This is a genomic window from Rhizobacter sp., from assembly GCF_032229685.1.
Classification (GTDB): Bacteria; Pseudomonadota; Gammaproteobacteria; order Burkholderiales; family Burkholderiaceae_C; genus LMDS01.
The window spans coordinates 1-25,070 of sequence record NZ_JAVTWP010000010.1 but is presented as its reverse complement, the minus strand read 5'-3'; the positions used below and the strand labels follow the sequence as shown (position 1 = coordinate 25,070).

The following is a 25,070-nucleotide window of genomic DNA, read 5'->3' as shown; positions in this document are numbered from 1 at the left end:
GGGCCACAACCCCAGTCAAGGAGCTACAACCATGGCACAGAAAAAGGGCGGCGGTTCCACACGGAACGGCCGCGACTCACAACCGAAGATGCTCGGCGTCAAGGTGTTCGGCGGCCAGCAAGTCCCGGCCGGTTCGATCATCGTGCGTCAGCGTGGCACCAAGTTCCATGCCGGCACGAACGTCGGCGTCGGCAAGGACCACACCCTGTTTGCGTTGGTCGACGGCGAAGTCAGCTACGCTGTGAAGGGCCCGCGCAACCGCCAGACGGTGTTCGTCAAGAGCGCGTGATTTTCCGGCTGCGTGAGCGGCCAGAATCTCCGAAGCCCCGGCCCGCCGGGGCTTCTGCATTTGGGCGCTGCCTTACCATGTGGGCTCAACTTGGCCTGCGAGACACAAGCACATGAGCAAGAGCGGCATCATCCTCATCGTTCTGGGCTGCCTGTTCCTGGCCCACAACTTCGGTGTGTTCGACTGGAGTTGGCTGCGCCAGTGGTGGCCGTTGATCCTGATCGCCGTGGGCGTGTGGTCGATCATCGATCGCCGGCCCGGCGACAAGCACCCTTCACAGGGCACTGACAAAAAACCATGAAGTTCGTCGACGAGGCCACCATCGACGTGGTGGCCGGTGATGGCGGCAACGGATGCATGAGCTTCCGCCGCGAAAAATTCCTGCCTTTCGGCGGGCCGAACGGAGGCGACGGCGGCCGTGGGGGGAGCGTGTTCGCGGTGGGCGACCGCAACCTCAACACGTTGATCGACTTTCGCTATGCCCGCCGGCACGAAGCGCGGCGCGGTGAAAACGGGCGCGGCTCCGACCAGTATGGCGCGGCTGCCGAAGACATCGTGATGCGCATGCCGATGGGCACGGTCATCACCGACACCGAGACCAACCAGGTCATTGCCGAACTGCTCGTGCCCGACGAAAAGGTGCTGATCGTCAAGGGTGGCGACGGCGGCTTCGGCAACCTGCACTTCAAGACCAGCACCAACCGCGCGCCACGCCAGAAGACCCCGGGTTGGCCCGGCGAGCAGAAGAAGCTCAAGCTCGAACTGCGCGTGCTCGCCGACGTCGGCTTGCTCGGCATGCCCAACGCGGGCAAGTCGTCGCTCATCACCGCGATTTCGAACGCGCGGCCGAAGATTGCCGACTACCCGTTCACGACGCTGCACCCCAACCTCGGCGTTGTGCGGGTTGCGCCCGAGCAGAGTTTTGTCGTGGCCGACATCCCGGGGCTGATCGAAGGCGCGTCCGAAGGCGCGGGCCTGGGGCACCTGTTCCTCCGCCACCTGCAGCGCACCCACTTGCTGCTGCATCTTGTCGACTTTGCGCCGTTCGACGAAGCGGTCGACCCGGTCGCGCAGGCCAAGGCGATCGTCGGTGAACTGAAGAAGTACGACCAGGCCTTGCACGACAAGCCGCGCTGGCTGGTGCTCAACAAGATGGACATGGTGCCGGCGGAAGAGCGCGAAAAGCGCGTCAAGGACTTCGTCAAGCGTTTCAAGTGGAAAGGCCCGGTCTTCCAGATCTCGGCGCTCACGCGCGAAGGCTGCGACCCGCTGATCCGCGCCATCTACCAGCACGTCTCGGCGCTGAAGAACGTGATTCCCGACGACCCCGACCCTCGCTTCGACGAGGCTGGTGGCAGCCGTTCGCCATGAGCGATGCGCTGCTGCGCGCGCGGCGCATCGTCGTGAAGGTCGGCTCCAGCCTCGTGACCAATGAAGGTCGCGGTGTTGACGCCGACGCGGTCGGCAACTGGTGCCGCCAGATGGCCCTGCTTGCCGGTCAAGGCCGTGAGGTCGTGATGGTCTCGAGCGGCGCGATCGCCGAAGGCATGAAGCGCCTCGGCTGGGCCGCTCGGCCGAAAGAAGTGCATGAACTGCAGGCCGCCGCCGCGGTAGGGCAGATGGGCCTGGCGCAGATCTACGAGTCCAAGCTGCGCGAGCACGGCATGGGCAGCGCCCAGGTGCTGCTCACGCACGCCGACCTGGCCGATCGCGAGCGTTACCTGAACGCCCGCTCGACCTTGCTCACGCTGTTGTCGCATCGGGTCATCCCGGTGATCAACGAGAACGACACCGTCGTTGTCGACGAGATCAAGTTCGGCGACAACGACACGCTCGGTGCGCTCGTGGCCAACCTCGTCGATGCCGATGCGCTCGTGATCCTGACCGACCAGCGCGGCCTGTACTCGGCCGACCCGCGCAAGGACACGAACGCGCGTTTCATCGACGAAGCGCGTGCCGGTGACCCCGAACTCGAGGTCATGGCCGGCGGAGCCGGCTCCAGCATCGGCCGCGGCGGCATGATCACCAAGATCCTCGCCGCCAAGCGCGCGGCCAGCAGCGGCACCAGCACCGTGATCGCCTATGGCCGCGAGGCCGACGTGCTGGTGCGCCTGGCCAACGGCGAGTCGATCGGCACCGCGCTGATCGCGCCGACGCAGAAGCTCGCGGCCCGCAAGCAGTGGATGGTCGACCACCTGCAACTGCGCGGTGCGGTGGTCATCGACGACGGTGCAGCGCGCAAGGTGCGCGACGAAGGCAAGAGCCTGCTGCCGATCGGCGTGACTGAAGTGCAGGGCGAATTCCACCGCGGCGATGTGATCGCCGTGCGCGGCCTCAAGGGCGTCGAGCTTGCCCGCGGGCTGGCGAACTACAGCAGCAGTGAGGCTCGCCTGATCGCACGCAAGCCCTCAGCCGAGTTCGAAAAACTGCTGGGCTACACCGCCGAGCCCGAGATGATCCACCGCGACAACCTCGTGCTGGCCTGAGGCTCAGCCTTCGGCCTTGCCGTCGGGCGGCTCCAGCGGTGCGGGTGCGGTCATCACAGGCTGATCGGCGACGAAATCCTGCGGTGGCTCGAGGTCGTCGCGATGATGTGGCCGCATGCCCGAACGCAGGTAGCGGTTGTGGTGCGTGCCCCGCGGCAGAAAGCGCGCCAATTCGGTCAGCGCCATCTGATAGACGTCGCGCTTGAACTCGATCACGAGTTCGAGGGGCACCCAGTACTCGTTCCAGCGCCAGGCGTCGAACTCGGGGTGATCGGTGGCGCGCAGGTTCATGTCGCTGTCGCGGCCCACGAGTTGCAACAGGAACCAGATCTGCTTCTGCCCGCGGTAGTGGCCGCGCGCATCACGCCGGATGAAGTGGTCGGGCACCTCGTAGCGCAACCAGTCGCGCGTGCGCGCAACGATGCGCACGTGGTCGGGCACGAGGCCCACTTCTTCGTGGAGCTCGCGGAACATCGCCTGCTCGGGCGTTTCGCCGTACTTGATGCCCCCTTGCGGGAACTGCCAGGAATGGGTGCGGATGCGTTTGCCCCAGAAAACCTGGTTCCTCTGGTTGAGCAGGACGATGCCGACGTTGGGTCTGAACCCTTCACGGTCGAGCATAATCAACCCCAATTCATTCGTTGAATTCATTATTACACCGGCATGACGGGAAACAACCCCTTGGGTTTCCCGACAAGCTCTGCCGGTGATGCGCCAGCCGCTCGCGGCGCGCCACCACGATCGCCTCACACCGCACTGCCTGCCGCATGAAAGCCACCCAGTTCTTCATCTCCACACTCAAAGAAGCGCCGGGCGACGCCGAGGTCGTGAGCCACAAGCTCATGATGCGGGCCGGCTTCATCAAGCGGCTCGGTGCAGGCATCTACAGCTACATGCCGATGGGCCTGCGCGTGATCCGCAAGGTCGAGGCCATCATCCGTGAAGAGATGAACCGCGCCGGCGCCGTCGAGCTGCTGATGCCGGTCGTGCAGCCGGCCGAGCTGTGGCAGGAGTCGGGCCGCTTCCAGGCCTACGGGCCGGAGCTGATGCGCATTAAAGACCGGCACGAGCGTGACTTCATCATCCAGCCGACCAGCGAAGAAGTCATCACCGACATCGCCCGGCAAGAGCTGCGCAGCTACCGGGCGCTGCCGAAGAATTTCTATCACATCCAGACCAAGTTCCGCGACGAGCGCCGGCCGCGCTTCGGCGTGATGCGCGGGCGCGAGTTCACCATGAAGGACGCGTACTCCTTCGACCGCGACCCCGAGGCCGCAGGCAAGAGCTACGACCAGATGTTCGCGGCCTACGTGCGCATCTTCGAGCGCATGGGGTTGACCTTCCGCGCCGTGGCGGCCGACACCGGCGCGATCGGTGGTGACCGTTCACACGAGTTCCAGGTGATTGCCGACACCGGCGAAGACGCGATCGTTTATTGCCCGACCTCTGACTACGCCGCCAACATCGAGCTCGCCGAAGCGCTGCCGCTGATCCCGCAGCGCGCTGCAGCGTCGGCCGCGATGGTGAAGGCGCCGACCCCGGGCAAGAGCACCTGCGAAGACGTGGCCGAGTTGCTCGGTGTGCCGCTGGCCCACACCGTCAAGTCGCTGGTGCTCGCCACCGACGAGAAGAGCCCATCGGGTGATGTGCTCAAGACCACCGTGTGGCTGCTGCTGGTGCGCGGTGACCATTCGCTCAACGAGATCAAGGCCAACAAGGTGCCGGGCCTGAAGGATGGTTTCCGCTTCGCGACCGGTGCCGAGATCGACGCGCACTTCGGCTGCAAGCCGGGCTACCTCGGGCCGACCAAGCTGGCCAAGCCCGTCAAGGTCGTGGCCGACCGCACCGTGGCTGCGATGAGCGATTTCATCTGCGGCGCCAACGAAGCCGACTTCCACTTCACCGGCGTGAACTGGGGCCGCGACCTGCCCGAGCCCGACCTCGTGGCCGACATCCGCAACGTCGTTGTCGGCGACCCGTCGCCGGACGGCAAGGGTGTGCTCGCGATCCAGCGTGGCATCGAGGTCGGCCACGTGTTCTTCCTCGGCACGAAGTACAGCGAAGCGATGGAGGCCACCTTCCTCGACGAGACCGGAAAGCCGAAGCTGATGCAGATGGGCTGCTACGGCATCGGCGTCACGCGCATCCTCGGCGCCGCCATCGAGCAGAACCACGATGAGCGCGGCATCGTCTGGCCGCAGGCGATTGCGCCGTTCAGCGTGGTGATCTGCCCGATCGGCTACGACCGTTCGCCGCAAGTGCAGGCGGCAGCCGACCAGTTGCACGACGAGTTGCAGGCCGCAGGGGTCGATGTGATGCTCGACAACCGCGGCGAACGCCCGGGCGTGATGTTCTCCGACTGGGAACTGGTCGGTGTGCCGCACCGCGTGGTGCTGTCCGACCGTGGCCTGAAAGAAGGCCAGGTCGAGTACCAGGGCCGTCGTGACGCCCAGGCCACTTCGCTGCCGCTGGCCGATGTGCTGGCCTTGCTGAAGGCCAAGCTCGACGCATGAGCTTCGATCTCTCCCCCTTCGGGAGAGCGCGTCGCCGGGCCTGCGCGGCGGCGCTGTTGAGCCCCTGCCTCACACTGATTTCGCAGCCCGCGAAGGCGGGCGCCCAGATCGAAGAGCCGCTCGCCGACTCGGTGCGCTCGGCGCTCGCGGCGGCGGTCAACGACAGCGCGCCACCCAAGCCCGTGTTCGAGAACATCGACGCACGGCTGGTCTACCTGCGCTGGCTCGGCGAGATGAGCAACCGGCTGAAGAAGCGCAAGACCGAGCACACGGTGCGCGTCGAATTCCTCGAGACACTCTGGTACGAGAGCAAGCGCGCCGGCATCGAACCCTCGCTGCTGCTCGGGCTGGTGCAGGTCGAGAGCGGCTTCCGCAAGTACGCAATCAGCAGCGTGGGCGCTCGGGGCTACACGCAGGTGATGCCCTTCTGGGCCCGGCTGATCGGCGACGGCGACGCCAGCCGGCTCTTCCACCCGCAGACCAACCTGCGCTTCGGCTGCGTGATCCTGCGTCACTACCTCGACCGCGAAAAGGGCGACATGTACATGGCGCTCGGCCGCTACAACGGAAGCCGCGGGCGGCCCGAATACCCGAACGCGGTATTCGCTTCGCAGAAGCTCTGGATCTACAAGCCGGCCGCGTGATTCAAAGGCCGCGCCAGGATTTCGGCGCCGCTTCATTCACGCCGAGCAGGGCCAGCACCCGTTCCACCGTGTCGTCGACCATCTCGTCGATGTTTTGCGGTCGGTGATAGAAGGCCGGCAAGGGCGGGAAGATCACGCCGCCCATCTCGGTCACCGCCGTCATGTTGCGCAGGTGCGCCAGGTTGAACGGCGTTTCGCGCACCATCAACACGAGGCGGCGGCGTTCTTTCAGCGCCACATCGGCGGCGCGCGTCAGCAGGTTGTCCGAGAGGCCATGCGCCACCGAGGCCAGTGTCTTCATCGAACACGGCGCCACCACCATCGCATCGGCCGCGAACGAGCCGCTGGCAATCGCCGCGCCCACGTCGGCCGGGTTGTAGGCCACGTCGGCCAGCGCTTCGAGTGACTTGCGGTCGAGCCCGAGCTCGTGGTGCACGTTGAGCACACCGGCCGGGCTGGCCACGAGGTGGGTTTCGCGGCCCGCGGCCTTCAAACGGGCCAGCAGGCGCACGGCATACACCGCGCCGGTGGCGCCGGTGATGCCGACGACGACGCGTGTGGCGATCTTCAGGCCCCGATCAGCGGCTGCAGTTCGCCGGCTTCGTACATCTCCATCATGATGTCGGAGCCGCCGACGAATTCGCCGTCGACGTAGAGCTGCGGGATCGTCGGCCAGTTGGCGTATTCCTTGATGCCCTGGCGAATGCCTTCGTCTTCGAGCACGTTGACGGTGGTCAGGTCTTTCGCGCCGCAGGCTTTCAGCACCTGGATCGCACGACCCGAGAAGCCGCATTGCGGGAACTGCGCCGTGCCCTTCATGAAGAGCACCACGTGGTTGCCTTTGACGAGGTCGTCGATGCGTTTTTGAACGTCGCTCATGATGGTGTGGCCGCGAGAATTTGAGACAGGCCCGTTTATACGGCAAACCGGCGCTCACCCGCCCACGAGGCCGGGCAAACCCCTGCGGGCCGCCGGCCCGACGGCCTCAGAACGAGTACGAGACCCCGAACTGCAACAGCGGCGACAGGCGCAATTCGCGCACCGAGTCGTCCAGGCTCTGGTTGCGCCCGAACTTGACCACGTTGCCGGGGCTGCGCGCCACCAGCCCCAGGTCGGCATTGAAGCTCCAGCCTCCGCGCAGCGACAGCCCGGTGTAGCCCAGGCCCAGGTAGGGCAGGGTGGCGTTGTCGCTGGGCAACTCGCCCGCTGCGGGCGGTGCGGCGGCCGGGCCGAACATCTGGGCGGTGATGCTGAAGCTGTTGCCGGCGTTCAGGCCCGGTTGGCCGAGCCATGACTGGGTGCGCGGCCCGAGCAACAAGCCGCTCGTCGCGCGGAAGCCACCAGCGCGGCGCGAGCCCATCAGCGACCCGGTGAAGTAGTAGTCGCCCATCAGGCCGACGGTGTTGAGCTTGAGCCCTGCCGGCTCTGCGCCGACCGACATGCGGCCTTGCCAGCGTGCCCACGGGACTTGCTCTGCGCTGGGAGTGATCCCGGCGCCGTCGCTCGCTTGCGCAACAGACGCCGCGGCAGCAAACAACCCGAAAATCACCCATGACAGCTTTTGCATGATTGACTCCTCGAAAGGTTCCGGGATGGCGCATCGGTCCGAACTGCCGGCCGATGCGACGACGAAATTTCATGCTACGCCGTTGGCTGCGACGCGTGTTGCGTCTTGCGCCACAAGTGATCCCTCAGATGAAGGAGGCGCGCTCTTTTGCACGACTGAACACGCTGCGTTGTGCGGCGCGGGTAGCAGCTGTTACGGCCAGTGACCGCCGCTGCAACGCGGCTGGCCGGCGATGTCGGCGCGCGTCTGAATCGCGCCAAAGCCGTGCGCCTGCAACAACGCCCGCACGGCGTCGGCTTGATCGAAACCGTGTTCCAGCAGGACCCAGCCACCAGGTTCGAGGTGCGCAGCGGCGCCGGCCACGATGCTGCGCAGCGCGCCCAGGCCGTCGCCGCCGGGCGTGAGCGCCAGCGTGGGCTCGTGGGTCAGCGCGGCGAGGTGCGCGTCGGTGCCGGCGATGTACGGGGGGTTGCTCAGCACGAGGTGAAAGCGGCGCTGTGCCGCGCCCTGCCACCACGAGCCTTCGGCGAAGTCGACGTCGAGCGCCAGGCGCCAGGCGTTGGCCCGTGCGACTTGCAGGGCTGCCGCGCTCACGTCGGTCGCGAGCACCACGGCGGCGGGGTGGGCGTGTTTCACCGACAGGGCGATCGCGCCGCTGCCGGTGCCGAGATCGATCACCTGCGGGCGCGCCATGCCGTCCAGCAACTCGAGCGCCCAGTCGACCAGCACTTCGGTGTCGGGGCGTGGCACGAGCACGTTCGGGTCGACCTCGAGCATCAGGCCATGGAATTCCTTCTTGCCCAGCAGGTAAGCGAGCGGTTCACCGGTGGCGCGCCGGGCGAGCGCGGCCCGCAGGCGGGCTGCTTGTTCGGTATTCAAAGGCGCGTCGTCGTGCGCCAGCAGCCACGTACGCGAGCACCCGAGCACGTCGGTCAACAGCATCAGCGTGTCGAGCCGGTCGACACCGAGCGCGCGCGCCTCGACCAGGGCTTGCGCCACCGTCAGCGAAGCGGGGCCGTTGTCGCTCATGCTTCGCCGCTTTCCAGCGCCGCCAGTTGTTCCGCGGCCTGCGCCGCCTGCAATGCCGCCGTCACGTCCTCGAGGTCACCGTCGAGGATGAACTGCAGCTTGTAGAGCGTGAGGTTGATGCGGTGGTCGGTCAGGCGGCCCTGCGGAAAGTTGTAGGTGCGGATGCGATCGCTGCGGTCGCCGCTGCCGATCAGGCCCTTGCGCGTGGCGGCTTCTTTCGCGGCACGCTCGTTGCGGTCTTTGTCGCGCAGCCGCGCCGTGAGCACGGCCATCGCCTTGGCCTTGTTGCGGTGCTGCGAGCGGTCGTCCTGGCATTCGGCGACGATGCCTGTCGGCAGATGCGTGATGCGGATCGCGCTGTCGGTCTTGTTCACGTGCTGGCCGCCAGCGCCGCTGGCGCGGAAGGTGTCGATGCGCAGCTCGGCCGGGTTGAGCGTGACTTCTTCGGTCGCGTCGGGTTCGGGCAGCACGGCCACGGTGCAGGCGCTGGTGTGGATGCGGCCTTGCGTTTCGGTGACCGGCACGCGCTGCACGCGGTGGCCGCCCGACTCGAACTTGAGCCGCGCGTAGACGTCGTCGCCTTCGATGCGGAACACCACTTCCTTGTAGCCACCGAGGTCGCTCACGCTTTCGCTCATCAGCTCGCTGCGCCAGCCGCGGCGCTCGCAGTGGCGCAGGTACATGCGCGCCAGATCGCCGGCGAACAGGGCCGACTCGTCGCCACCGGTGCCGGCGCGGATTTCGAGGAACACGTTTCGTGCGTCGTCGGGGTCGCGCGGCAGCAGCGCAGCCTGCAGCTCGAAGTGCAGGCGTTCGGTGTCGGCGCGCGCCTCGTTGATCTCTTGCTGCGCCATCTCGGCGAACTCGGGGTCGGCCAGCATCTCTTGTGCACTGGCGAGGTCACGCTCGCGCTGTTCAAAACGCCGAAAGCGTTCGACCAGGCCCGACACTTCGGCATGTTCGCGCGTCAGCTCGCGGTAGCGCTTCATGTCGCTGGCCACGCCCGGGTCGCCGAGGGTGGCATCAAGCTCTGACAAGCGCAGCGCGAGGCGCTCGAATTGTTGGCGGAGAGAGGCTTTCATCGGGTGCTCGGCAATCGGATGAGCGGAGCACCACACGCCGGGCTGGCGCGCAACGGCTCCGCGGAAACGCGGAGTGCTGCGCCGCCGCTAACGCTGGTCGTCGGTCGGCGGGCGCGGGTTCTGGCGCAGGAAGAGGCGCGACACGGTCTGAGCCAGTTCGGCGCGGTGGGCACCGTCAGCCGAGTGCAGCTCGGCCAGCGTGCCGTGCAGCATCTTCTGCATCAGCCCGCGCGACAGCGCTTCGAGCACCGCGTCGACGTTCTCGCCCTTGGCGAGCATCTTGCGCGCCCGCGCGATCTCGGTGCTGCGCCAGTCGTCGGCCTGCGAGTGCAAGGCCTGGATCAGCGGCACCGAGCCGCGCTGGTCGAGCCAGTGCACGAAACTCTGCACGCCGGTTTCGATGATCGCTTCGGCCTGCTCGACAGCGGCCTGGCGCTTTTCGCCGGCCGACTGCACCAGGCCCGACAAGTCGTCGACGGTGTAGAGGTACACGTCGTGCAGCCGCGCCACTTCGGGTTCGATGTCGCGTGGAACGGCCAGGTCGACCATGAAGATCGGGCGCTTCTTGCGCAGCTTCAGCGCGCGCTCGACCGCGCCCAGGCCGATGATCGGCAGCGAGCTCGCGGTGCACGAGATCACGATGTCGAACTCGGCCAGTCTGGCTGGCAGGTCGGCCATGCGCATGGCTTCTGCGCCGAAGCGCGAAGCGAGCTTTTCGCCGCGCTCGAGCGTGCGGTTGGCCACCGCCATCGCGCGCGGGGTGCGAGCTGCGAAGTGGGTGGCGACGAGTTCGATCATCTCGCCCGCTCCGACGAACAGCACCTTGGTTTCGCTCAGGTCTTCGAACAACTGCGAAGCCAGGCGCGCGGCCGCGGCGGCCATGCTGATCGAATGCGCGCCGATCTCGGTCGAGGTGCGCACTTCTTTCGCCACGGCGAAAGAACGCTGGAACATCTGGTGCAGGCTGCCGCCCAGCGTGCCGGCGGTTTCCGCTTCACGCACCGCCTGCTTGAACTGGCCCAGGATCTGCGGCTCGCCCAGCACCATCGAGTCGAGCCCGCTGGCCACGCGGAAGGCGTGCCGGGCCGCGGCCCCGCCTTCGAGCACGTAGGAATGGTCACGCAGCGTCTGCGAACTCACGCCGCCCAGCCCGGCGAGCCAGTCGACCGCCGGCGTGACAAGCGCGGGGGCCGCGCCCACGTACACCTCGGTGCGGTTGCAGGTCGAGACGATCGCGACCTCGCTCGCCCGCTGCAGACGCTCGCGAAAGCCCTGCAATGTGGGCGCGAGTTGCTCGGGTGTGAACGCAAACCGGCCGCGCAAGTCCAGCGGCGCGGTCGTGTGGTTCAGGCCCAGGGCAAAGACGCTCATTGCCAGATTATAAAATTCGTCGGCTCCGCAGGGGTGTCGGAGTGTCAAAAGCCTCGCAAGGCGCTTGATCCGTATCAAGGCCTTGTGTCGGCCACCCATTCCGCCTCATCAAAGGATCTCCCGCGTGGGCCCGATCGATGCCTTGTGGCACCTGTTGAACTTCTTCGCGCCGGCGGTCGGCGTGGGCCTGCTGACGGCATTGATGGCCAAGCTGCTGTGGCGTCGGAGCCTCCAGGGCGCGAGCCTGAAGCGGCTGGGCGGCTGGGCCATGGCCGCATCGGCGCTGGCCTTGCTGGCCGGGCTGATCGTGTTCGGCAGCGACGGCAAGATGCTGACCTACGGCGCGATGGTGCTGGCCTGCGCGCTCGGCGTCTGGTGGGCCGGTTTCGGGCCGCGCCGGCGCTGAGGGTTCGGGCTCAGACCGCCAACGCCGCTTCTGGTTCGGGTTGCAGCACTTCACCTCGCAGCGAATGCGAGTTCAGGCCGGTGATCGTCACGTCGACCATCTGCCCGACCAGCCGTGCCGCGTTCGGCCCACCGGGAAAGTTGACCATGCGGTTGCACTCGGTGCGGCCGGTCAGCTCGCTCGGGTCCTTGCGTGAGGGGCCTTCGACCAGCAGCTTCTGAACCGTGCCCAGGCGCGATTCGCTGATGCGCCGCGCGCTGTCGTCGATCACCTTCTGCAGGTGGTGCAGGCGCTTGAGCTTGTCGCTCTGCGGCGTGTCGTCACGCAGGTTGGCCGCCGGCGTGCCGGGCCGCGGGCTGAACACGAAGCTGAAGCTGTAGTCGAAGCCTACGTCGTCGATGAGCTTCATCATCTGCCCGAAGTCGGCCTCGGTTTCGCCGGGGAAGCCGACGATGAAATCGCTCGACAGGCAGATGTCGGGCCGCACCGCACGCAGCTTGCGGATCGTGCTCTTGTACTCCATGGCGGTGTAGCCACGCTTCATCGCCATCAGGATGCGGTCGCTGCCGTGCTGCACCGGCAGGTGCAGGTGGCTCACGAGCTGAGGCACTCGCGCGTAGACGTCGATCAGGCGCTGCGTGAACTCGTTCGGGTGGCTCGTGGTGTAGCGGATGCGGGCGATGCCGGGAATGGCGGCCACGGCCTCGATCAACAAGGCAAAGTCGGCGATGTCGGCGCCGCGACCCATGGCGCCGCGGTAGGCGTTCACGTTCTGGCCCAGCAGCGTCACCTCGCGCACACCCTGTTCCGCGAGGTTCGCCACTTCGACCAGCACGTCGTCGAACGGCCGCGACACTTCTTCACCGCGTGTGTACGGCACGACGCAGTAGCTGCAGTACTTCGAGCAGCCTTCCATGATCGAGACGAAGGCGCTCGCGCCCTCGACGCGCGCCGGCGGCAGGTGATCGAACTTCTCGATCTCGGGAAAGCTGATGTCGACCTGCGGGCGCATCTGCTTTGCGCGTTGGTTCAGCAGCTCGGGCAGGCGGTGCAGAGTCTGCGGGCCGAACACCACATCGACATACGGCGCGCGCTGGATGATCGCGTCGCCTTCCTGGCTTGCGACACAACCGCCCACACCGATCAGCACGCCCTTGGCCTTCAGGTGTTTCACGCGGCCGAGGTCGCTGAAGACTTTCTCTTGCGCCTTCTCGCGCACCGAGCAGGTGTTGAACAGGATCAGGTCGGCGTCGTCGACGTTCGAGGTCGGCTCGTAGCCCTGCGCCGCGCGCATCACGTCGGCCATCTTGTCGGAGTCGTACTCGTTCATCTGGCAGCCGAAGGTCTTGATGAAGACCTTCTTGCCTGATGAGGCCCCGAGGGGATCGGGCCCGGCTCCGGGCGGCCGAGCGCTCGGGCCCGTGACGTCCGCCGCGCTCACGGCTTGGTCCAGACTTGCGCGCCGTGGTCGAACGACCAGCTCTGGGCCTGCTCGGGCGTGGTGGGCCAGGGCCACATCGCTTCTTCTTCGGGGCGCAGCACCCACACGTCTTTCACCAAGCCGCTGGTGTCGATGGTGTAGTTCACGCGCAATCGCTGGCCGGCGAGCGCGCCGGTCAGCTGGATCATGTTGTTCTGGTCGCGCACGCGCACGCCCGGGGCGAACTGGGCCGCGCGGCCGTTGAGCTTGATGTCGGAGCTGCTGCCCACGACGATCACGCCGCGCAGCGCGGTGGCAGGGAAGTGGCGTTGCATCTGCGCAGCGGCAGGCGCCACCAGGGCGGCCGTGGCAACGGCGGCGAAGAGACAGCGGTACATGGTGTTCATCCAGTGGCTGTAGAGGGGGTCGAAAGGCGGCGCAGTTTAACGCAGCGTGCCTCGCGTAGCATCGCGCTTTGGCTCGACGGGAGCAGCCTCATGTTCGGAATTGCCGACTACGCCGCGTTCGTGGCCGCGGTCATCGTCTTTCTCTTGATCCCCGGGCCGGGCAACCTGGCGCTGATCACCTCCACCGGCAAAGGTGGCGTTCGCGGCGGAGTGGCCGCCACGCTGGGCCTGATCGCCGGCGACCAGGTGTTGATGTGGATGGCCGTGGCCGGCGTGGCGGCGCTGCTGAGCGCCTGGCCGCCGGCGTTCCGCGCCGTGCAGTGGCTCGGTGCCGTCTACCTTGCCTGGCTCGGCGCGAAGATGCTGCTGGCCAAGCCCGGCGACGCGCCGGTGCTCAACATCCAGCCGCGCCACTATTTCAGGCAGGCCTTGCTCATCACCTTGCTGAACCCGAAGGCGATCGTTTTCTACATGGCGTTCTTTCCGCTGTTCGTCGACCCGCTTCGGCACCAGGGCGTGCTGACCTTCGGTGCGATGGCGCTCACGATCGCCGTGCTGACGCTGGCCTACGGCCTGATCGTCGTGGCGCTCACGCACTTTCTGGCCGAGCGCATGCGCGCGAACCCGGTGGTGTCGAGCGCGCTGCAAAAGCTGGCGGGCGTGTTCCTGATCGGTTTCGGCATCAAGCTCGCGCTGTCCAAGTAGGTCGCATCGGCGCGGGGCGGGCATGGCCGCTTGACAGCAGCTTGTGCCGGTGCGGCCTACACTCCGCGCGACAGACTTACGGAGACAAGGCATGAGCCAGAACCACATCCCCGCCACTGCGCTGCAGTTGCGCTCACTCGTCAAACAAAGTGGTGAGCTCGAGGTGTCGCTCGCCAGCGTGCCCGTGCCCGTGCCGAGTGCGAACGAGGTGCTCGTGCGCATCGAAGCGTCGCCGATCAACCCGTCGGATCTGGGCCTGCTGTTCGGCGCGGCCGACATGAACACGGTGAAAGCCTCGGGTTCGCCCGAACAACCGGTGGTCACCGCACGCATTCCGGACGGCGCGATGAAAGCGATGGCCGGCCGCATGGAGGCGTCGATGCCGGTCGGCAACGAAGGGGCGGGCGTGGTGGTCGCGGCGGGCTCGTCAGACGCGGCGCGGGCGCTGCTGGGCAAGACCGTGGCCGTGCTCGGCGGCGCGATGTACGCGCAGTACCGCTGCATCGCGGCCGACCAGTGCCTCGTGCTGCCGGCGGGCGCCACACCGGCCGACGGCGCCTCGTCGTTCGTCAACCCGCTCACCGCGCTCGGCATGGTCGAGACGATGCGGCGCGAAGGCCACACGGCGCTCGTGCACACGGCGGCGGCCTCGAACCTCGGGCAGATGCTCAACCGCATCTGCCAGGCCGACGGCGTGGCGCTGGTCAACATCGTGCGCAAGCAGGAACAGGCCGATCTGCTGAAGGCGATGGGTGCGGCCCACGTGTGCATCGCCGGCACGCCGACCTTTCTGCAAGACCTGACCGATGCCCTCGTGGCCACCGGCGCGACGATCGCGTTCGACGCCACCGGCGGCGGCAAGCTCGCCGGGCAGATCCTCGGCTGCATGGAAGCGGCGCTGAACCGCACGGCCAAGGAATACAGCCGCTACGGTTCGACGACGCACAAGCAGGTTTACATCTACGGCGGTCTGGACACCGGCCCGACCGAGTTCAACCGCAATTTCGGCATGACCTGGGGCATGGGTGGCTGGCTGCTGTTCCCGTTCCTGCAGAAGATCGGGCCGGCTGCTGCTCAGGTACTGAAGCAGCGGGTCGCGGCCGAACTCAAGACGACCTTCGCGAGCCACTACGCGAAGGAGGTGTCACTCGCCGAAGTGCTGCAACCCGAGATGATCGCGGTCTACGGGCAGCGCGCCACGGGCGTGAAGTTCCTGATCAACCCGAACAAGGGCCTGGGCTGAACGACGCCTCAGGGCTGCGGCGCGCCGTGCTGACGCGCGGGCGCGGCCTTCGCGAAGGCTTCGAGCTGTTCGCAGCTTGCCATGATGCGGGTGACGGTCGGGATGTTCGCCACCTCGATCTTGAACACGCGCATCACGACGATGATGCTGGCGAGGCAAATGTCGGCCAGCGTCACCGATTCGCCGTGGCAGTACGTTCCGGTCCCTGGTTCGCTCGCGAGCCGCTGCTCGAAGGCCTGCAGGCCGGTGGTGAACCACTGGATCTGCCAGGCCCGCCAAGCCGCGTCGTCGAAGCCGCCGGTGGTCGTCAGGTATTTCTTGATGCGCGGCGTGATCAGCGGGTGGGTGTCGGCCACGAGCATCGCGGCCAGCGAGCGCACGCGGGCGCGGCCATGCGGGTCGCTGGGCAGGAGCGCGGGGCTCGGGTAGGTTTCGTCGAGGAACTCGAGGATCGCGAGCGACTGGGTCATGGGCACGGCGTTGGCGCCGGCCTCGTTGTCGAGCAGGGCCGGAATCGCGCCGAGCGGGTTGATCTTCAGGAACGCCTCGCTGCGCTGCTCGCCGGCGTCGATGTTGACGTTGCGCTCGTGCGGCTGCACGCCTTTCAGGTTGAAGGCCACCCGCACGCGGTAGGTGGCCGAGGTGCGCCAGAACGAATAGAGCTCGAAGCGGGCGGGAGCGTTCATGAGGGATCCTGATGCCGGTTTTCGATCAGGATAGGGCAAGGCCTGGCACGGAGATGCCCCAGACGACAAAAAGCCCTGCAGACGGTGGCCTGCAGGGCTTCGTTGAACGGTGGTGGCGCTTCAGGGATTCGAACCCCGGACCTGCGGATTATGATTCCGTCGCTCTAACCGACTGAGCTAAAGCGCCTGAGCCCTCCATTATATCGCCGCTTTGCCCGCCGTGAAACGGCATCGCAGTTTCCGGTGGCTTGACCTCCATCGCCCGGATCGAAACTCCCAGCATGTTCAGCTTCTTCAAGAAAAAGCCGGCTCCCGAAGCGGCGCCTTCCGCGGCTGCGCCCTTGCCCGTTGTCGAGGTGGCGGCCGCGCCCGAACCCGAGCGCCGCAGCTGGATCGACAAGCTGCGCGGTGGCTTGCGCAAGACCGGCTCCAGCATCGCGCAGGTGTTCACCGGCACGCAGATCGACGACTCGCTCTATGAAGAACTGGAGTCGGCGCTGCTGATGGCCGACGCCGGCGTCATGGCCACCGAGTTCTTGCTCATCGACCTGAAACGCCGTGTCAAGGAAGCCAAGGTCACCGACCCGCAGGCCGTGAAGGGTCTGCTCGCCGACGCGCTGGCCGACTTGCTGGCACCGCTGGAACAGGCGCTGCGTGTGGGCGAACACCGGCCGACGGTGATCATGGTCGTCGGCGTCAACGGTGCGGGCAAGACGACGAGCATCGGCAAGCTGACGCGCCACCTGGCCGATGCCCACAAGAAAGTGTTGCTTGCCGCGGCCGACACCTTCCGCGCTGCGGCCCGCGAGCAACTCGCGGTGTGGGCCGGGCGCAACCAGGTCGAGATCGTGAGCCAGGAAGATGGCGACCCGGCGGCCGTGACCTTCGACGCGGTCGTCGCCGGCAAGGCGCGCGGCTGTGACGTCGTCATCGCCGACACGGCCGGCCGGCTCACGACCCAGTTGCACCTGATGGAAGAGCTGAAGAAGATTCGCCGCGTCATCACCAAGGCGCAGAACGATGCGCCGCACGAGGTGCTGCTGGTGGTCGACGGCAACACCGGGCAGAACGCGCTGATGCAGGTGAAGGCCTTCGACGAGGCCTTGCAACTGACCGGGTTGGTCATCACCAAGCTCGACGGCACGGCGAAGGGCGGCGTGCTCGCAGCGGTGGCGCTGTGGTCGCGCGAGCGGGTGCGTGGCGGTGGCCGGCCGCTGCCGGTCTACTTCATCGGCGTGGGCGAGAAGCTCGAAGACCTGCAGACTTTCAGTGCGCGCGAGTTCGCGCAGGCACTGCTGGCCTGAACCCGGCCGCGCGCCCGTTCAGCGCTTTTGCAGCGGTGTGGGCCCGGAATCGAACTCGTCGAACCAGGTCGACGGCGGGGCCTCGATCTGGTCGTCGCGGACCGGGTTCTGGTCGGTGTCCAGGAACAGGTCGTTCGACTTGCCCAAGGCCATCGATGCCGGGCCGCTGAGCGGCGACTGCACCGGCGGCGCATCGGTGGCCGTGGCGGTCGGCCGCGGCAAGATCGCCTCGCGAGCGGCATCGACCGAGGGCAACACGTTTTCAGTCCACACGTGCATCGGGATCGCAGCGGCCTTGAGCGAACGGCCGATGCGTGACAGGCGCTTGCGCGCGCGTTCGCTGTTGCGGTTGTCGGCGCCCTGGATCTCGATCACCGCGATGACCTGCGAGGTCATGTCGCATACCACGAAGTCAACGCTCTGGTAACCGAGCCGGCGCAGCCAGTCGGAATACGAGTTGCGCTTGGGCACGCTCAAGAAGCGCGAGAGCGGCACCTGCGCCAGGATCATGTACTCGGGCAGCGCCCGAACCAGCGTGCCGAAAGCGATGCGCTCGGGCGTGGTCATCACGCGCGTGGCCTGCGGCGGCCAGCCCGTCAGCGTGTCGATGCGATCTTCCGCGGCGGCCTCGCGCACGCCGCCCGACTCGCGCCGGCGCAGCCACCACACACCCACCAGGGCGGCCAGAACGACCAGAAGCCCAATCAGCCAGAAATCCATCACTTCTCCTTGCCCTTGTGGGGCATTGACCGACGTGCGCCTGTCAGCGCATGCCTCCGGGGCCGCCCATGCCTTTCATGCCACCCATGCGTTTCATCATCTTCATCATGCCGCCGCCCTTCATCTTCTTCATCATGTCGCGCATCTGCTCGTACTGATTGAGCAGGCGGTTCACGTCCTGGACCTGCACGCCGGCGCCGACGGCGATGCGGCGCTTGCGCGTGGCTTTCAGCAGGTCGGGCTTGCGGCGTTCGAGCGGGGTCATCGAGCAGATGATGCCTTCCATGCGGCGCACATCGCGCTCGGCGCGGTCCATGTCGGCCTGGCCCGGCATCTTGCCGCCGGTCATCTGGCTCGGCAGCTTGTCCATCAGGCCCGACAGGCCACCCATCTTCTTCATCTGCGATATCTGCGACAGGAAGTCGTTCAGGTCGAAGGTGTCGCCCGACTTGACCTTCTCGACGAGCTTCTGCGCCGCCGCCATGTCGACGCCTTTTTGCACCTCTTCGACGAGGCCGACGATGTCGCCCATGCCGAGCACGCGGCCGGCGTGGCGCTGCGCGTCGAACACCTCGAGGCCGTCGATCTTCTCGCTGACGCCGGCGAACTTGATCGGCGCGCCGGTGATCTGCCGCACCGAGAGTGCTGCACCGCCGCGCGAGTCGCCGTCCATCTTGGTCAGCACGATGCCGGTGAGCGGCAGCGCTTCCTTGAAGGCTTTGGCGGTGTTGATCGCGTCCTGCCCCTGCATGGCGTCGACGACGAACAGCGTCTCGACAGGCTTCAGGGCGGCGTGCAGTTCGGTGATCTCCTGCATCAGCGCGGCATCGATGGCCAGGCGGCCGGCCGTGTCGACGAGCAGCACGTCGACGTAGTGCTTGCGTGCGTAGTCGAGCGCGGCCAGCGCGATGGCCAGCGGCTTGTCTTCAGCGCTCGACGCGAACCATTCGGCGCCGGCCTGCTTCGTCACCATCTTCAACTGCTCGATCGCGGCCGGGCGGTAGACGTCGGCCGAGACCGTCAGCACCTTCTTCTTGCGCTTCTCGATCAGGTGCTTGGCGAGCTTGGCGGTCGTCGTGGTCTTGCCGGCGCCTTGCAGCCCGGCCATCAGGATCACGGCCGGCGGCTGTGCGGCGAGGTTGATGTCGGAGACGCCTTCGCCCATCGTGGCCGCGAGTTCGCGGTTGACGATGCCGACCAGAGCCTGGCCAGGCGTGAGCGAGCCCACCACCTCGGCGCCGAGCGCCTTGTCTTTCACCCGCGCGATGAAGTCGCGCACGACCGGCAGCGCCACGTCGGCTTCGAGGAGCGCCATGCGCACTTCGCGCAGCATGTCCTGCACGTTGTCTTCGGTGATGCGGGCCTGGCCGCGCATCGTCTTGACGAGCCGACTCAGGCGGTCGGTGAGGGTGGAAGCCATTCGGTGTTGGACGAGCCTTGAGAGCGCAGGCACGAAAGTACACTGTCATCATGATTCTATCGTTCGGTACCCCTGCTGCGAGCGCAGCCGCGCTGGCGCTGGGCCTGCCCAGCCTGCTGGCGGCGCTGGCCTATGCCCTGGCGGTGGGGCTCAACGAACGTTTCAGTGGCGCATTGCGTGGCGCATTGCTGACGGGCTGGGTCGCGCATGCGGTCGCCATCGTGGTCGACATCGCCGGGCTGGGCAGCGACGTGGTGGTGGCCCGTTTCGGGTTCGCCCCGGCGCTGTCGATGACGCTGTGGCTCGTGCTCGCGGTCTACGTCGTCGAAAGCCGATTCGTGCCCTTGCCGGGTGCGCGGCGCACGCTGGCTCTGCTCGGCATCGTCGTCGTCGTGCTGGCGTGGGTCTTCCCAGGCGAAGTTCGGCCGCAGGTGGCTTCACGCTGGGCGCCTTTGCACTGGGTGCTCGGCATCGCGTCTTATGGCCTGTTCGGTGCGGCGGTGCTGCATGCGGCGATGCTGGCCCGCGCCGAGCGCCAGATGCGGCCGGCGGCGGGTGCTGTCGCCACGCCGATGAAGGGGATGCCCTTGCTGCGGCTCGAGCGATTGACGTTCCGTTTCGTGGCGGCGGGCTTCGTAGTGCTGTCGGCCGCGCTGTTGCTCGGTGCGTGGTTTGCGAACCCCTGGCGCTGGGACCACAAGAGCGTGTTCTCGATGCTCGGCTGGGTCGTGTTCGCGGGCCTGCTGGCCGGGCGCAGGGCTTTCGGCTGGCGTGGGCCGGCCGCCACGCGTTGGGTCTATGCGGGCGCGGCGCTGCTGTTGTTGGCCTACGTTGGCTCGCGCTTCGTGCTCGAGGTGCTGCTGCACCGTGGGTCCGCGGCATAAACGCGCACTGATATGAAGATCTTCCTGTTCGTGATCGCCGCGTTCGTTCTGCTGTGGTTGTTGCGGCGCGGGCAGGGCGGCCGCCGTGGCCCGCCACCCGGCGCCCGGCCGCAGAACCCGGCCGCCGAGCCGCAGCCGATGCTGGCCTGCGCCCATTGCGGCGTGCACCTGCCACGCGATGAAGCGCTGCCCGGCAAAGGCGGTGTGTTCTGCGGCGATGCGCACCGCGCCGCGTTCGAGCGCGCTCACCCCGAGGCATGAACACGGCCGAGCGGCGCTCTTCGGACCGGCCCAGCGGTCGCAAGCCCGTGGTCGCCGAAGAGTCGTGGTTCGGCGCTTTCGGGTCCGACACCGAGCTTCATGACGAAGCTGCGACCGACGACGAATCGCACTTCACGAACGGGCTGCACCAGGCGGCCTCGCCTCCCAAGGACTCGCGCTTTCTTTCGCGTCAGGCGGCACGTGCCATCAAGTCGGGCACGAGTGCGTTCGAGCGCATCTACCGCACCTTTATTGCCGCGCGTGCCGCGCTCGGCGTGGCGCTGGTCGCCACGTTGGGGGCGGCGGGGCTGTTCGGTTCACGGCCCACTTACCCGGTGATCGTCACCAGCGTGGCGTATGCCGCGCTGGCTATCAGCCTGTGGCTGCTGCCGCGCTACCGCCCGACGGCGGGGCCGCCGGCCTTGGTGCGTCTGCGTGGCCCGCAGTGGGTGGCGACGATCGGCGTCGACCTGGTGTGCTTCATGGCGCTGCACGTGCTGGCGCCGGTGGCGAGCCTCAACTACCTGGCGCTGCTGGTGATGCCGGTGCTGATGGCCGGTGTTCTGACGCCGCGAATCCTGGCGCTGGCCACCACGGCGGCGGTGACGCTGGCCCTGCTCGTCACCGCCTGGCTGGCACGTTACTCGGGCGGCGACAGCGCGCTGCAGATCACGCAGGCCGGTCTGGCGGGCAGCGGGTTTTTCGTGATCACGGTGCTGGCCGGGGAACTCGCTGGCCGCCTGGCCCGCGAAGAACTGACAGCCCGCGGCAGCATGGAATTGGCGCGCCAGCAGGCGCAACTCAACCGGCTCGTGATCGAGGAGATGGAAGAAGGCGTGCTTGTCGTCGACCGGCGCGGCCGGGTGCGCGCCGCCAACCCGGCCGCGCGCGCGCTGCTCGCGCCCAGCGGCATGAGCCGGCCGGCGCCGTTCCAGCTCCGTGGGGTGCAGGCCTGGGGCTCGCTGGTCGGTACCGTGGAACGGGCCTTCGTCGAAGCCTCGTGGCCCGAAGCGGGGCGCGATGTCGTGCTGCGTTTCGAGGCCGGCCTGCAGCGCACCTTGCGCGCGCGCATCCGCTTCACGCGCAAACGCGAGCCGCAGGCGACCGAAGAATTCTGCGTGCTCTTCCTGGAGGATGTTCGCAACATGCAGGCGCGCAGCCGGCAGGAGAAACTCGCCGCCATGGGGCGCATGTCGGCCGGCATTGCGCACGAGATCCGCAACCCGCTGGCCGCCATCTCGCAGGCCAACGCATTGCTGCTCGAAGACGTGGCCGACCCGGCGCAGCAGCGTCTGATGAGCATGGTCAGCGACAACGTCGAGCGCCTCAAGCGCATCGTCGACGACGTGATGGAGGTGGCCCCGGGCGCGGTGCAGGAAGTCGGCGCCATCGACGCCACGGCTCAGGTCGTGGCGGTGTGCGCCGAGTGGGCGCGTGCGGCCGGGGTGGGCCTGGGTGAGGGCAGCGTGCTGCGCATCGAGGTGCCCGATGAGCCGCTCGGTGTGGTGTTCGACGCCGAGCACCTGCGCCGCGTGCTCGTCAACCTGCTCGACAACGCGCGGCGCTACGCCAGCCAGTCGCCGGGGGCGATTCACCTGCGGCTCGACTCGCGGCACGCAGCGCAGGCCTTTCTCAGCGTGGCCAGCGACGGCGCACCGATTCCGCCCGACGTGGAGCCTTATCTCTTCGAGCCGTTTTTCTCGACCCGCAGCCGTGGCACCGGGTTGGGCCTGTATATTTGCCGTGAACTGTGCGAACGCTACGGTGCCAGCCTTGACTACCGGCTGCGTGCCGCCGGCGAATCGCAGCGCAACGAGTTCTTCGTCGAGATGCGGCGCCGAGCGCTCACCCCCGCCGAAGCCCGCCAACACCTCACCTCATGACCACCGCTTCGCACTTCAGTCTGCTGGTCGTTGACGACGAACCCGACCTTCGCACTCTCTACGAGCTCACGCTTTTGCGCGAGGGCTACGACATCGAGACGGCGGGCACAGTGCAAGACGCGCTGTTGCACCTGAAGGACCGCACCTACAGCGCCGTCATCACCGACATGCGCCTGCCCGACGGCACCGGCATCGACGTGCTGCGCTGGCTCGAAGAGAGCGGCAGGCGCGAAAAGGCCATCGTCATCACCGCCTACGGCTCGGCCGAGAACGCGGTCGAGGCACTGAAGGCCGGCGCCTACGACTACCTGACCAAGCCGGTCGACCTGAAGCAGTTTCGGGCGGTGGTCGCCTCGGCTCTCGGCCGCGGCAGTGTGGTGGTGCCGACCATGGACCCCGCGACCCTGCCGTCAGAGCAAGGCGGCGTGGTGGCGCCGCGCCCTCCGCGGCCCGTGGTGGCCGCGCCGGCAGTGGTTTCAGGCAGCGCGGCACTGCAGCGCATGGCCGGCCAGTCCACGGCGATGGAACAGGTGCGCTCGCTGGTCGACAAAGTGGCGCGCAGCATGGCGCCGGTGCTGGTGCATGGCGAATCGGGCACCGGCAAGGAACTGGTGGCGCGCTCGATCCACGAGGTCAGCGTGCGCAATGGCCAGCCTTTCATCGCCGTCAACTGCAGCGCGATCCCCGAGCAACTGCTCGAGGCCGAGTTCTTCGGCTACCGCAAAGGTGCGTTCACCGGAGCGATGGAAGACCGCGCCGGGTTCTTCCAGGCGGCCAGCGGCGGCACGCTGTTTCTCGACGAGATCGGCGACTTGCCGTTGCCGATGCAGTCGAAGCTGCTGCGTGCGATCCAGGAGCGTTCGGTGCGGCCGGTGGGCGCCGTGAGTGAAGTGCCGGTCAATGTGCGCCTGCTCAGTGCAACCCACAAAGACCTGGGCGCGGAGGTGCTGTCCGGCAATTTCCGCCAGGATCTCTATTACCGCCTGAACGTGATCCAGATCCGTGTGCCGCCGCTGCGCGAGCGCCTCGAAGACCTGCCCTCGATCAGCGAACGTGTGCTCGAGCGCATCGCCAAAGATGCCGGTGTGGCCAGCCCGGCGCGCCTGACACGCGAGGCGCTGGTGCACCTGGAACGTTATTCGTTCCCGGGCAATGTGCGCGAACTCGAGAACCTGTTGCACCGCGCGGTGGCGTTGTCGGGCGGCGAGGTGATCGACGTCTTCGACCTGGGCCTGCCCGAGTCGGTGTTCACAGACACGGCGGCGCTCGAGCTCGAACGAATCATGGGGCAGACCGATGCCGAGGTGCTGCAGGCCACCCGTGCATTGGCGCCGATGCTGCCGATCGAGGAGCCGTTGCCGCACGACCTGGCGGCTTATCTCGACGACGTCGAGCGCGACATTCTGGTGCGAGCGCTCGAGCAGCACCGTTTCAACCGCACCGCGGCGGGCGCGGGCCTGGGCCTGTCACTGCGCCAGATGCGCTACCGCATGGCGCGCCTCAACGTCAACGTGGGCGGCGACGCCGGCAGCCCCGAACGCGATTGAGCCTGATGAGGTGGCAGGGCGGTTGGTGGCAGAAAGCAGAGCGTTGCGAGTCGCCGAACTTCGGCGTGCGGCCGGCAGGCATGGCGGTCGAGCTTGTGCTGATCCACTCCATCAGCTTGCCCCCGGGGGAGTTCGGTGGCGACGCGATCGAGCGCCTGTTCACGAACCGGCTCGACTGGAGCGCTCATCCCTACTTCGAGCAGATTCGCGGCTTGAAGGTGTCTTCTCACTTTCTGGTGTGCCGCGACGGCCGACTGTTGCAGTTCGTTTCATGTGACGACCGGGCCTGGCACGCCGGCGCATCGAGTTGGAGAGGGCGCACGGACTGCAACGACTTCTCCATCGGTGTCGAACTCGAGGGGCTGGAAGGCGGGCTCTTCGAGGTGCCGCAGTACCAGGCCTTGGCGGCACTGGTGAAGGCGCTGGCGCGGCACTACCCGATCAGCGCGCTGGCCGGGCACGAGCACGTCGCACCGGGCCGCAAACAGGACCCCGGGCCGGGTTTCGAATGGCCTCGGCTGAAGGCCGCACTGGCCTGGCCCGAGCGGTGTTTTCCGGACGAGGTGCGTGCTTCGGGTTGAGCACGCGTCAGTGCCGGCAAGGCAATTTCTTCACGAAGTGTGGTGTGCTTCGCATCAGGGTTCATACGCTACAGCTAGTGCTTGTTGCGCTCTGAGACCCCAGATATAGTGTGTGACCGTGTTATGCTTCAGCACGTCAACGCTGTGCCAAAAGCCGATCCCATGAGCGCGCCCGGACTGCCCGACACCCCCTGCTTCGTTGCACGAGGCGGCGCCCGGTGCGGCCACCTTCGGCGCTCCGGTGAAGCGCCGGTTCGAGGCCCGCAGTCTCGGGTCGCGGGCCGGTATTTCACTGCACATCGCCCGTAAGCACGGCGCGAGAACAAGAACAGATCAAGCCCGCTACCACGGCGGTGTATCCAACCCAAGAGGGCATCCATGCAAACCGTTTCTCCCGCGATCTCGTCCACTGCCGCTGCGCTTCGTCCGATGGCTGCTGCGAACCCCGTGCCCTCGGTCTATCAGGGTTACCAGATCATTCGCCGCAACGGCGCGGTCGTGTCGTTCGAGCCGAACAAGATCGCGGTTGCACTGATGAAGGCGTTTCTCGCGGTGCACGGCACTCAAGGCGCGGCGTCGGCCAGCGTGCGCGAGACGGTCGACGGGTTGACCGAATCGGTGG

Annotated in this window: 28 protein-coding genes and 1 tRNA gene; 16 read left to right on the top strand and 13 right to left on the bottom strand. The window is 67.2% G+C overall.

Annotated features, from left to right (window positions below; genetic code table 11):
* Positions 1-31 precede the first annotated feature (31 nt).
* The 4 genes from rpmA (at position 32) to proB (ending at position 2,775) form a co-directional block, all read left to right on the top strand.
* On the top strand, positions 32-289 hold the full coding sequence (gene rpmA, locus AC30PD_RS03745; protein WP_489534301.1) for a 50S ribosomal protein L27: 258 nt from the start codon (positions 32-34) through the stop codon (positions 287-289).
* A gap of 112 nt (positions 290-401) precedes the next feature.
* Positions 402-590 (top strand): LiaI-LiaF-like domain-containing protein, encoded by a 189-nt coding sequence (locus tag AC30PD_RS03740; RefSeq protein ID WP_489534300.1) that lies wholly within the window; start codon positions 402-404, stop codon positions 588-590.
* The gene (gene cgtA / locus AC30PD_RS03735) at positions 587-1,660 is read left to right on the top strand and encodes an Obg family GTPase CgtA (RefSeq protein WP_489534299.1); all 1,074 of its coding nucleotides are present in this window, start codon (positions 587-589) and stop codon (positions 1,658-1,660) included. Before AC30PD_RS03740 ends, cgtA begins: the two co-directional genes overlap by 4 nt.
* On the top strand, positions 1,657-2,775 hold the full coding sequence (proB, locus tag AC30PD_RS03730; RefSeq protein WP_489534298.1) for a glutamate 5-kinase: 1,119 nt from the start codon (positions 1,657-1,659) through the stop codon (positions 2,773-2,775). The genes cgtA and proB overlap by 4 nt, the downstream gene beginning before the upstream one ends.
* 3 nt (positions 2,776-2,778) lie before the next feature.
* Here the strand turns inward: proB and AC30PD_RS03725 are convergent, their stop codons facing one another.
* Positions 2,779-3,396 carry an RNA pyrophosphohydrolase gene (locus tag AC30PD_RS03725; protein WP_489534297.1) on the bottom strand — a complete coding sequence of 206 codons (618 nt, stop codon included), beginning with the start codon at positions 3,394-3,396 and terminating at the stop codon, positions 2,779-2,781.
* Between the two features lie 146 nt (positions 3,397-3,542).
* Between AC30PD_RS03725 and AC30PD_RS03720 the strand changes: the two genes are divergently transcribed.
* Positions 3,543-5,288, top strand: a complete 1,746-nt coding sequence (locus AC30PD_RS03720) for a proline--tRNA ligase (RefSeq protein ID WP_489534296.1) — start codon at positions 3,543-3,545, stop codon at positions 5,286-5,288.
* The gene (locus AC30PD_RS03715; protein WP_489534295.1) at positions 5,285-5,932 is read left to right on the top strand and encodes a lytic transglycosylase domain-containing protein; all 648 of its coding nucleotides are present in this window, start codon (positions 5,285-5,287) and stop codon (positions 5,930-5,932) included. Before AC30PD_RS03720 ends, AC30PD_RS03715 begins: the two co-directional genes overlap by 4 nt.
* Before the next feature lies 1 nt (position 5,933).
* Here the strand turns inward: AC30PD_RS03715 and AC30PD_RS03710 are convergent, their stop codons facing one another.
* The 6 genes from AC30PD_RS03710 to hemA all read right to left on the bottom strand — a co-directional run bounded on the left by AC30PD_RS03710 (position 5,934) and on the right by hemA (position 10,981).
* Positions 5,934-6,497 (bottom strand): UbiX family flavin prenyltransferase, encoded by a 564-nt coding sequence (locus tag AC30PD_RS03710; RefSeq protein ID WP_489534574.1) that lies wholly within the window; start codon positions 6,495-6,497, stop codon positions 5,934-5,936.
* Positions 6,498-6,499: 2 nt separating this feature from the next.
* Complete coding sequence (gene grxD, locus AC30PD_RS03705) at positions 6,500-6,811, bottom strand: Grx4 family monothiol glutaredoxin (RefSeq protein WP_489534294.1); 312 nt, start codon at positions 6,809-6,811, stop codon at positions 6,500-6,502.
* 106 nt (positions 6,812-6,917) lie between these two features.
* Positions 6,918-7,499, bottom strand: a complete 582-nt coding sequence (locus tag AC30PD_RS03700) for a hypothetical protein (RefSeq protein WP_489534293.1) — start codon at positions 7,497-7,499, stop codon at positions 6,918-6,920.
* 192 nt (positions 7,500-7,691) lie between these two features.
* Positions 7,692-8,528: a peptide chain release factor N(5)-glutamine methyltransferase gene (gene prmC, locus AC30PD_RS03695; protein WP_489534292.1), complete on the bottom strand. Its 837-nt coding sequence runs from the start codon at positions 8,526-8,528 to the stop codon at positions 7,692-7,694.
* Entirely contained in the window at positions 8,525-9,610 is a 1,086-nt protein-coding gene (gene prfA, locus AC30PD_RS03690) for a peptide chain release factor 1 (protein ID WP_489534291.1), read from the bottom strand. Before prfA ends, prmC begins: the two co-directional genes overlap by 4 nt.
* An 87-nt stretch (positions 9,611-9,697) precedes the next feature.
* Positions 9,698-10,981, bottom strand: coding sequence for a glutamyl-tRNA reductase (gene hemA, locus AC30PD_RS03685; RefSeq protein WP_489534290.1), 1,284 nt, complete (start codon positions 10,979-10,981; stop codon positions 9,698-9,700).
* 124 nt (positions 10,982-11,105) lie between these two features.
* Between hemA and AC30PD_RS03680 the strand changes: the two genes are divergently transcribed.
* Positions 11,106-11,387 carry a hypothetical protein gene (locus AC30PD_RS03680; protein ID WP_489534289.1) on the top strand — a complete coding sequence of 94 codons (282 nt, stop codon included), beginning with the start codon at positions 11,106-11,108 and terminating at the stop codon, positions 11,385-11,387.
* A 10-nt stretch (positions 11,388-11,397) separates the two neighbouring features.
* Here the strand turns inward: AC30PD_RS03680 and miaB are convergent, their stop codons facing one another.
* Together miaB and AC30PD_RS03670 are read right to left on the bottom strand one after the other, a co-directional pair.
* Positions 11,398-12,738 (bottom strand): tRNA (N6-isopentenyl adenosine(37)-C2)-methylthiotransferase MiaB, encoded by a 1,341-nt coding sequence (gene miaB, locus AC30PD_RS03675; RefSeq protein WP_489534573.1) that lies wholly within the window; start codon positions 12,736-12,738, stop codon positions 11,398-11,400.
* An 86-nt stretch (positions 12,739-12,824) separates the two neighbouring features.
* Complete coding sequence (locus AC30PD_RS03670) at positions 12,825-13,205, bottom strand: hypothetical protein (RefSeq protein WP_489534288.1); 381 nt, start codon at positions 13,203-13,205, stop codon at positions 12,825-12,827.
* 99 nt (positions 13,206-13,304) lie between these two features.
* Here AC30PD_RS03670 and AC30PD_RS03665 point away from each other — a divergent pair, with 99 nt between their 5' ends.
* Complete coding sequence (locus tag AC30PD_RS03665; RefSeq protein ID WP_489534287.1) at positions 13,305-13,919, top strand: LysE family transporter; 615 nt, start codon at positions 13,305-13,307, stop codon at positions 13,917-13,919.
* Between the two features lie 91 nt (positions 13,920-14,010).
* The gene (locus AC30PD_RS03660; protein ID WP_489534286.1) at positions 14,011-15,162 is read left to right on the top strand and encodes a zinc-binding dehydrogenase; all 1,152 of its coding nucleotides are present in this window, start codon (positions 14,011-14,013) and stop codon (positions 15,160-15,162) included.
* A gap of 8 nt (positions 15,163-15,170) precedes the next feature.
* Here the strand turns inward: AC30PD_RS03660 and maiA are convergent, their stop codons facing one another.
* Both maiA and AC30PD_RS03650 read right to left on the bottom strand, forming a co-directional pair.
* Positions 15,171-15,848, bottom strand: a complete 678-nt coding sequence (gene maiA / locus AC30PD_RS03655; protein WP_489534285.1) for a maleylacetoacetate isomerase — start codon at positions 15,846-15,848, stop codon at positions 15,171-15,173.
* A 110-nt stretch (positions 15,849-15,958) separates the two neighbouring features.
* A tRNA-Met gene (locus AC30PD_RS03650) sits at positions 15,959-16,035 on the bottom strand.
* Positions 16,036-16,129: 94 nt separating this feature from the next.
* On the opposite strand from AC30PD_RS03650, the gene ftsY reads away from it, so the two are divergent.
* Positions 16,130-17,152: a signal recognition particle-docking protein FtsY gene (gene ftsY, locus AC30PD_RS03645; protein WP_489534284.1), complete on the top strand. Its 1,023-nt coding sequence runs from the start codon at positions 16,130-16,132 to the stop codon at positions 17,150-17,152.
* A gap of 18 nt (positions 17,153-17,170) precedes the next feature.
* Here the strand turns inward: ftsY and AC30PD_RS03640 are convergent, their stop codons facing one another.
* Together AC30PD_RS03640 and ffh are read right to left on the bottom strand one after the other, a co-directional pair.
* The gene (locus AC30PD_RS03640) at positions 17,171-17,872 is read right to left on the bottom strand and encodes a DUF2726 domain-containing protein (RefSeq protein WP_489534283.1); all 702 of its coding nucleotides are present in this window, start codon (positions 17,870-17,872) and stop codon (positions 17,171-17,173) included.
* A gap of 43 nt (positions 17,873-17,915) precedes the next feature.
* Positions 17,916-19,292, bottom strand: a complete 1,377-nt coding sequence (gene ffh / locus AC30PD_RS03635; RefSeq protein WP_489534282.1) for a signal recognition particle protein — start codon at positions 19,290-19,292, stop codon at positions 17,916-17,918.
* A 50-nt stretch (positions 19,293-19,342) separates the two neighbouring features.
* Between ffh and AC30PD_RS03630 the strand changes: the two genes are divergently transcribed.
* The 6 genes from AC30PD_RS03630 to AC30PD_RS03605 all read left to right on the top strand — a co-directional run.
* Positions 19,343-20,176 carry a cytochrome C assembly family protein gene (locus tag AC30PD_RS03630; RefSeq protein ID WP_489534281.1) on the top strand — a complete coding sequence of 278 codons (834 nt, stop codon included), beginning with the start codon at positions 19,343-19,345 and terminating at the stop codon, positions 20,174-20,176.
* Positions 20,177-20,188: 12 nt separating this feature from the next.
* Entirely contained in the window at positions 20,189-20,437 is a 249-nt protein-coding gene (locus AC30PD_RS03625) for a PP0621 family protein (RefSeq protein ID WP_489534280.1), read from the top strand.
* The gene (locus tag AC30PD_RS03620; protein ID WP_489534279.1) at positions 20,434-22,320 is read left to right on the top strand and encodes a sensor histidine kinase; all 1,887 of its coding nucleotides are present in this window, start codon (positions 20,434-20,436) and stop codon (positions 22,318-22,320) included. Before AC30PD_RS03625 ends, AC30PD_RS03620 begins: the two co-directional genes overlap by 4 nt.
* Positions 22,317-23,867 (top strand): sigma-54-dependent transcriptional regulator, encoded by a 1,551-nt coding sequence (locus AC30PD_RS03615; protein ID WP_489534278.1) that lies wholly within the window; start codon positions 22,317-22,319, stop codon positions 23,865-23,867. Before AC30PD_RS03620 ends, AC30PD_RS03615 begins: the two co-directional genes overlap by 4 nt.
* Positions 23,868-23,872: 5 nt before the next feature.
* The gene (ampD, locus tag AC30PD_RS03610; RefSeq protein WP_489534277.1) at positions 23,873-24,448 is read left to right on the top strand and encodes a 1,6-anhydro-N-acetylmuramyl-L-alanine amidase AmpD; all 576 of its coding nucleotides are present in this window, start codon (positions 23,873-23,875) and stop codon (positions 24,446-24,448) included.
* A 378-nt stretch (positions 24,449-24,826) separates the two neighbouring features.
* Positions 24,827-25,070, top strand: a 244-nt coding sequence (locus tag AC30PD_RS03605; protein ID WP_489534276.1) for an ATP cone domain-containing protein, incomplete at its 3' end; no start/stop codon positions are given.

Excerpts from the sequence above, each read along its gene's own strand:
- rpmA (WP_489534301.1), top strand. The coding sequence starts at position 32 with ATGGCACAGAAAAAGGGCGGCGGTTCCACACGGAACGGCCGCGACTCA.
- AC30PD_RS03740 (WP_489534300.1), top strand. The coding sequence starts at position 402 with ATGAGCAAGAGCGGCATCATCCTCATCGTTCTGGGCTGCCTGTTCCTG.
- cgtA (WP_489534299.1), top strand. The coding sequence starts at position 587 with ATGAAGTTCGTCGACGAGGCCACCATCGACGTGGTGGCCGGTGATGGC.
- proB (WP_489534298.1), top strand. The coding sequence starts at position 1,657 with ATGAGCGATGCGCTGCTGCGCGCGCGGCGCATCGTCGTGAAGGTCGGC.
- AC30PD_RS03725 (WP_489534297.1), bottom strand. The coding sequence starts at position 3,396 with ATGCTCGACCGTGAAGGGTTCAGACCCAACGTCGGCATCGTCCTGCTC.
- AC30PD_RS03720 (WP_489534296.1), top strand. The coding sequence starts at position 3,543 with ATGAAAGCCACCCAGTTCTTCATCTCCACACTCAAAGAAGCGCCGGGC.
- AC30PD_RS03715 (WP_489534295.1), top strand. The coding sequence starts at position 5,285 with ATGAGCTTCGATCTCTCCCCCTTCGGGAGAGCGCGTCGCCGGGCCTGC.
- grxD (WP_489534294.1), bottom strand. The coding sequence starts at position 6,811 with ATGAGCGACGTTCAAAAACGCATCGACGACCTCGTCAAAGGCAACCAC.
- AC30PD_RS03700 (WP_489534293.1), bottom strand. The coding sequence starts at position 7,499 with ATGCAAAAGCTGTCATGGGTGATTTTCGGGTTGTTTGCTGCCGCGGCG.
- prmC (WP_489534292.1), bottom strand. The coding sequence starts at position 8,528 with ATGAGCGACAACGGCCCCGCTTCGCTGACGGTGGCGCAAGCCCTGGTC.
- prfA (WP_489534291.1), bottom strand. The coding sequence starts at position 9,610 with ATGAAAGCCTCTCTCCGCCAACAATTCGAGCGCCTCGCGCTGCGCTTG.
- hemA (WP_489534290.1), bottom strand. The coding sequence starts at position 10,981 with ATGAGCGTCTTTGCCCTGGGCCTGAACCACACGACCGCGCCGCTGGAC.
- AC30PD_RS03670 (WP_489534288.1), bottom strand. The coding sequence starts at position 13,205 with ATGTACCGCTGTCTCTTCGCCGCCGTTGCCACGGCCGCCCTGGTGGCG.
- AC30PD_RS03665 (WP_489534287.1), top strand. The coding sequence starts at position 13,305 with ATGTTCGGAATTGCCGACTACGCCGCGTTCGTGGCCGCGGTCATCGTC.
- AC30PD_RS03660 (WP_489534286.1), top strand. The coding sequence starts at position 14,011 with ATGAGCCAGAACCACATCCCCGCCACTGCGCTGCAGTTGCGCTCACTC.
- maiA (WP_489534285.1), bottom strand. The coding sequence starts at position 15,848 with ATGAACGCTCCCGCCCGCTTCGAGCTCTATTCGTTCTGGCGCACCTCG.
- ftsY (WP_489534284.1), top strand. The coding sequence starts at position 16,130 with ATGTTCAGCTTCTTCAAGAAAAAGCCGGCTCCCGAAGCGGCGCCTTCC.
- AC30PD_RS03640 (WP_489534283.1), bottom strand. The coding sequence starts at position 17,872 with ATGGATTTCTGGCTGATTGGGCTTCTGGTCGTTCTGGCCGCCCTGGTG.
- ffh (WP_489534282.1), bottom strand. The coding sequence starts at position 19,292 with ATGGCTTCCACCCTCACCGACCGCCTGAGTCGGCTCGTCAAGACGATG.
- AC30PD_RS03630 (WP_489534281.1), top strand. The coding sequence starts at position 19,343 with ATGATTCTATCGTTCGGTACCCCTGCTGCGAGCGCAGCCGCGCTGGCG.
- AC30PD_RS03625 (WP_489534280.1), top strand. The coding sequence starts at position 20,189 with ATGAAGATCTTCCTGTTCGTGATCGCCGCGTTCGTTCTGCTGTGGTTG.
- AC30PD_RS03620 (WP_489534279.1), top strand. The coding sequence starts at position 20,434 with ATGAACACGGCCGAGCGGCGCTCTTCGGACCGGCCCAGCGGTCGCAAG.
- AC30PD_RS03615 (WP_489534278.1), top strand. The coding sequence starts at position 22,317 with ATGACCACCGCTTCGCACTTCAGTCTGCTGGTCGTTGACGACGAACCC.
- ampD (WP_489534277.1), top strand. The coding sequence starts at position 23,873 with ATGAGGTGGCAGGGCGGTTGGTGGCAGAAAGCAGAGCGTTGCGAGTCG.